We start from the raw sequence: 6122 nt of genomic DNA, 5'->3' as shown, positions 1-6122 counted from the left end.
CCTACATGTATCCTCTAGAAAAAAAGAAATAACCTCTACTATAAGTGACGTTGTATGAGCTTAGCTTGATAGCGATGGGGTAGCACCACACATCCATCAACTTAAGAAAAGTAAACACCCCAAAAACAAAAAATGAGCTGACTTCTCAAAATAACTAACTGTAGAGAAAGAAAAATTTCATTTAGTGGGTACTTCAAAACCTTAGCTTGATGGCGATGGGGTCACCATATCAAAAAAAGAAAATTGTGCTATAGACATATTTTTCAACCACTTCCTGTTCGTTAAGGGACTCGTTAATTTTTTTACAGTTTTTTATTATGAAATTCTAAATAACTAATTATAATAGGTGAAAAAAACGATCAATAGCTGAGGTACGGAAAGGATTCGAATTTACATTCTTTCTCAATACATATTATGGATAAATAAAGTAAAATATGGGTTGGGGTTATGTCTCATGTTGTGTTAATCCTAACAATAACTAAGGGTACATAATATGCTTTCATACCTTTGAATAATTTTGTTATAGAAGGGATGGAGATTTAAATGGCTCAAATTGTTGGTATTGATAGATACCTTTGTACTGGGGCTTTAATCTATATGCGTGAGGGCCTTTCCCTAAGTCTTGTCAGGAAGTAAGGAACAGTAAGCAAACACTTATACAATATGAATAGAGGAGAGGAATGCCTTATGAAAATACGTAGTCAAATTACTTGTGCAAGTCTGGCCCTTTTAATAGCTGGAAGTTCCCTGTTATATACAACACCAACCTCAATTGTAAAAGCAGAGCCCACTCAAAATGTATCTAGTTCGTTACAAACAAATACTCAACGAGATCGTACTTCCGTCAAGCAAGCAATGCGGGATACATTGCAACTTGGATACCCGGGGATACTTGCTAAAACTTCTGAGGGTGGAAAAACGTGGGGGTATGCCGCTGGGATAGCGGATCTGAGAACCAAGAAACCAATGAAAACAGATTTTCGCTTTCGCATTGGGAGTGTGACGAAGACGTTCACCGCAACGGTTATACTTCAATTAGCTGGAGAGAATCGCCTGAATCTAGACGACTACATCGAAAAATGGTTGCCTGGTATTATTCAAGGAAATGGATATGATGGTAACAAGATTACTATTCGGCACATATTGAACCATACAAGTGGTATCGCTGAATACTCAAGGTCAAAAGACGCTGATTTTACGGATACAAAAAAATCGTATACGGCTGAAGAGTTAGTGAAGATGGGGATTTCTCTGCCCCCAGACTTTTCCCCAGGAGACGGATGGTCTTATTCAAACACAGGATATGTATTACTGGGTATTCTTATTGAAAAAGTAACCAGAAACAGCTATGCGGAAGAGATTGAAAATCGGATTATTGAACCGCTTGAATTGTCGAATACATTCCTACCTGGCAATTCAAGCGTTATTCCAGGCACCAACCATGCCCGTGGATATGTCCAACCAGACGGAGCAAGTGAGCTAAAAGACGTTACTTATTATAACCCAAGTGCAGGTAGCTCTGCTGGAGATATGATTTCTACTGCTGACGACTTAAACAAATTCTTCTCTTACTTGCTCGGTGGCAAATTACTGAAAGAAAAGCAACTAAAACAAATGCTTACTACAGTTCCTACAGGAAAAGAAGGAATCGATGGATATGGTCTTGGAATCTATGAAACTAAGCTTCCAAGCGGTGTCTCGATATGGGGACACACAGGTGGCATTCTAGGGTTTACTACTCTTGTTGGAGGTAAACTTGGAGGCAAGCATACGTTGGTCGTCAATTGGAATAGTTTGGGTAGAACTGACAGTCCTAATCCTTTTAAAAATATTTTACTTGCTGAATTTAGCAAGTAGGAAAAAAGGGAAACCAGAAAAATTTTGTCATAGTTTTTATATTTAAAAATATACCTTTTGGTCAAAAAATAACTTACTCTAAAAAAATTTTTAGAGTAAGTTATTAAGCTGATGGATATGGGATCCTGCCACATCGCTATCAAGCTAACAAAACTAAATTTCCTTAAAATGAAAAAATACGCTATTCTTTCTGTAGAATCATAGGAAAGGATGGCGTTTTTGATATGAACTTATCGGTTTTTGATGAACTAGAATTGTTTTCTAAAGAGTTACAACGATATATGTCACCTGATGATTTAGAGCAATTAGCTAGAAAGATAGGATTTGTTCAACGAAAAAGTAAATATTGTGCACAAGATTTAGTAGCTCTTTGTGTTTGGTTAAGCGAAGATATAGCAAACGCTTCATTGACAAAACGGTTCTGTTGCAAAGTTTTCTAAACTAAGCTACACTTTCGAAAAAGAAAACGAGGAGAATCACAGATGGGATATTTTAAAGGGAAACAGTTCAAGAAGGATATTATTTTAATAGCCGTTGGCTACTATTGTCGTTTTTCTTTAAGTTATCGCGATGTGTCTGAAATTCTCAAAAAACGTGGTATTTCTATTCATCCAACAACTATCATGCGCTGGGTTCATGAATATGGAAATCTTATCTATCACATTTGGAAGAAGAAAAACAAAAACACATTGTTATCTTGGCGTTTGGATGAAACCTATATCAAGGTGAAAGGGAAATGGTGTTATTTATATCGAGCAATTGATAAAGAGGGACAAACACTCGATATTCAACTTCGTCAAAAACGGGACACACAAGCAGCATATGCTTTTATGAAAAGACTTGTTCGAACTTTTGGAGAACCAACGGTTCTGACGACAGATAAGGCCCCTTCTTTAGCTTCCGCATTCAAAAAATTAAAGGAGATAGGTCTTTACAAAAATACCTTTCATCGTACAATCAAGTACCTCAATAATATCATTGAGCAAGATCACCGACATGTGAAACGTCGATTCTCCCGTTCTTTAGGATTTCAAAGTCTTCGCCATGCCTCACGAACTATTAAAGGTATAGAAACTGTTCATGCTATATACAAACAAAAACGAAGTCTTCAACCAAACTTCGTTTTTTCGACGTATAACGCATTACATGAATTATTAATAGTTTCATAAAATTGGTCCACAATATTCCCCATCTCTTTATGTCTTCGGAAACTTTGCAACAGAACCAACAAAATAATATCAGGCTGATAATGCTTCCATTTGAATACATTTTCATTTTCCATACCAATTGCGACCCTTTCTAGAGTAATAGTATCAGTATGTCCAAGATTTATAGATTCATTGCAATTGTCCTGAAATTTTTGCACCAGAACCCTATCGTGAGTACCATGTATTAAATGTTATCTTTATATCAATTTTCTTTCTTAATCGTTTATTACATTTAATAGCACAAGTAATCTTATTAAAATGAAAAGAGCAATTGCCTTGATTATAGGAATACTTAGTGAGGAATTTGTTTAGAAAGAAAATCCTTGTCTTTAATTCAAACATCGATACAATCTTAATAAGATTAGTATTTTATAGGGGAGGAACAAAAATATGGCAAAAGTTCTAATGTTTAATTTTCCAGGAGAAGGACATGTTAATCCAACTCTTGCTCTTGTTGAAGAACTAATAAGAAGAGGAGAAGATGTTATTTACTATTGTACGGAAGAGTATAGAAGGAAGATCGAGAAAACAGGGGCTTCGTTTCGTCCATATGAAAATTTCTTGGTACAGATAGACATGATAGAAAGAATGAATGGAAAAACAAATCCCCATGAACTATTATTACACATGGTAAAATCTATGGACAACATAATAAAGATAATCCTAGAAGAGATAAAGGAAGAAGAATACGATTATGTAATATATGATAATAATTTCGCAGTAGGATGGATTGTGGCTGAAGCACTAAAATTACCTAAGATTTCGTCATGTACAACATTTGCAGTTACCAAAAAATTATTTACTGCTCTAATGAAAAATCAAAACGAAGGAGACAAAAAAGCATCCTTTTATCAAGAAGCTATGAATATTTTAGAAAAGTGGCAAGAGATATATGGCATTTCTATGAATGAAAAACAAAATGTAATGACATGCCCTGGAAATATTACGATCGTATATACATCTAAATTTTTCCAACCGGATGTAGAAGAATTTGATGATTCTTACATTTTTGTTGGTCCCTCTATCCCACCACGTCAAGATGTACAAAATATATCCTTCAAACAAAAGAAAGTTGATAGACTCATTTTTATTTCTATGGGAACTGTATTTAATCAACAACTGGATTTCTATTATACATGCTTTGAAGCATTTAAAAATACTCCTGCTACCATCATACTGTCAGTCGGAAAACATATTGATATCAGTGAATTGAACAATATCCCCTCTAATTTTAGAGTGTATAATTACGTCCCTCAGTTGGAAGTATTGAAACAAGCTAATCTTTTTATTACGCATGGAGGAATGAATAGTTCTAGTGAAAGCTTATATTTTGGTGTTCCTATGGTAGTTATACCAGTTATGGGAGATCAGCCTATAGTAGCTCAAAGGATAGAAGAATTAAAAGCCGGTATACAATTAAGCCGTAAGAATCTTATTCCAGAGGTATTACGTAATACAGCAATGCATGTACTATCGAATGATATATATTCAGAAAATAGTTATAAAATTGGAGGTTCTTTGAAAAACGCTGGAGGATATAGTAAAGCAGTTGAAGCAATTGATATCTTTAAATTTAAAATGGGGATTAAATAAAATAGAAGTATTAATGTTTGTTAAGCAATAGGGCAAAATTAATACAAGGAACATACTGTAATTATTTTATCCTTAAATAGTTAACCATTCAAATTATATGGAGGCAATCAAAATGAGTAATTTAGATGTCAATTATCTACAATCTTATGACAGGAGCTTAAAATTATAGCCAACTTTTTGTTAGTTTACATAAGTTATCTTATCAATATGCTCCCCCAGCGGCATAACCCCACGTTTTTCCACCCTCAGAAGTTTTAGCAAGTATCCCCGGGTATCCAAGTTGCAATGTATCCCGCATTGCTTGCTTGACAGAATTATGATCTCGTTGAGCGCTTGTTTGTAACGAACTAGATACATTTTGAGTGGGCTCTGCTTTTACAATTGAGGTTGGCGATGTGTAGAGCAGGGAACTTCCAGTTATTAAAAGGGCCAGACTTGCAAATGTAATTTGACTAAGTATTTTCATAAGGCATTCCTCTCCTCTATTCATATTGTATAGGTGGCTGTTTACTGTTCCTTACCTCCTAGGCTTAGGGAAAAGGCCCTCACTCATATAGATTAAAGCCCCAGTACAAAGGTATCTATCAATATCAACAATTTGAGCCATTTAACTAGGTTTCCGAAAAGAATTCTCTCACTTCAATCGTGTGAAGGGCGTAGCCCAACGATAAGTGGGAGATGAATTTCGGTTGGCTTACGCCAAAGTGTTTGTAAAATAATTATCTGAAATGTTAGAATACACTTGTGCAGATTGCTCTTTGAAAACTGAAGATATGAGGTTGTTGTAGGAAATTCGTCTACAACGTAAAATCTTCAACGTTCTATCACCTACGCTACTGAACTATGCGAAAACCAAGTGAAGTAAGTAGCGTAGACGAGTCCAACGTACAAATATTATTTTTAGGGTAGGGACTACCCTGTTAGCTTGGTAAACATAAGTGGCTAGTAAAAGCATTTACTTCCCAAGAAGCTCCCACTTCAAGCGTCAGCTAAGTGGTGAGTAGTTCACGGGTATGAAAGCATATTATGTATCCTTAGTTATTGTTAGGATTAACACAACATGAGACATACCCTCAGCCCATATTTTACTTTATTTATCTATAATATGTATTGAGAAAGAATGTAAATTCGAATCATTTCCGTACCCCAACTATTGATCGTCTTTTTCACCTATTATAATTAGATATTTAGAATTTTATTTATAAACGTTTATTAAATCCACACAACCTTTTTAAACTCCTTAGCGTACAATTTTCTCGAAATGATATGGTGCCCCCTTATAGCAAGGCTCTACACGCTTCCCTATAAATACGAAAATTTTTAGGGAAGCGTGGCGAAGAACTAATGAATCCTGATAAGAATAAACAAAAACAAATAGACTATAAACGGTTCTGTTGCAAAGTTCTTTAACAGATAAAAAGTCAAATTCAGTACAATCAAATTTTATGCAATAGTAAGTAATCG

3 protein-coding genes and 2 pseudogenes are annotated in these 6122 nt (G+C 35.0%); 4 read left to right on the top strand and 1 reads right to left on the bottom strand.

The window, feature by feature from the left end:
- The first annotated feature begins 687 nt into the window (after nucleotides 1–687).
- The 4 genes and pseudogenes from J4P91_RS27950 to J4P91_RS27935 all read left to right on the top strand — a co-directional run bounded on the left by J4P91_RS27950 (nucleotide 688) and on the right by J4P91_RS27935 (nucleotide 4658).
- A complete protein-coding gene (locus J4P91_RS27950; protein WP_207996687.1) occupies nucleotides 688–1857 on the top strand; it encodes a serine hydrolase domain-containing protein in 1170 nt (389 codons plus the stop codon).
- A 224-nt stretch (nucleotides 1858–2081) separates the two neighbouring features.
- Nucleotides 2082–2273: pseudogene (locus J4P91_RS27945) on the top strand (IS4 family transposase); the annotation flags it as partial.
- A 66-nt stretch (nucleotides 2274–2339) separates the two neighbouring features.
- The gene (locus J4P91_RS27940; RefSeq protein ID WP_207996686.1) at nucleotides 2340–3026 is read left to right on the top strand and encodes an IS6 family transposase; all 687 of its coding nucleotides are present in this window, start codon (nucleotides 2340–2342) and stop codon (nucleotides 3024–3026) included.
- Nucleotides 3027–3455: 429 nt separating this feature from the next.
- Nucleotides 3456–4658, top strand: coding sequence for a macrolide family glycosyltransferase (locus tag J4P91_RS27935; protein WP_207996685.1), 1203 nt, complete (start codon nucleotides 3456–3458; stop codon nucleotides 4656–4658).
- Between the two features lie 214 nt (nucleotides 4659–4872).
- Here the strand turns inward: J4P91_RS27935 and J4P91_RS27930 are convergent.
- Nucleotides 4873–5124, bottom strand: a pseudogene (locus tag J4P91_RS27930) (serine hydrolase domain-containing protein); the annotation flags it as partial.
- Between the last annotated feature and the right edge of the window lie 998 nt (nucleotides 5125–6122).

The organism is Bacillus sp. XF8 (assembly GCF_017498755.1).
GTDB classification, from domain to species: Bacteria; Bacillota; Bacilli; order Bacillales; family Bacillaceae_G; genus Bacillus_A; species Bacillus_A bingmayongensis.
This window is presented reverse-complemented; position numbering and strand designations above follow the sequence as displayed.

Coding starts and splice junctions, on each gene's coding strand:
- J4P91_RS27950 (WP_207996687.1), top strand. CDS start 688: ATGAAAATACGTAGTCAAATTACTTGTGCAAGTCTGGCCCTTTTAATA.
- J4P91_RS27940 (WP_207996686.1), top strand. CDS start 2,340: ATGGGATATTTTAAAGGGAAACAGTTCAAGAAGGATATTATTTTAATA.
- J4P91_RS27935 (WP_207996685.1), top strand. CDS start 3,456: ATGGCAAAAGTTCTAATGTTTAATTTTCCAGGAGAAGGACATGTTAAT.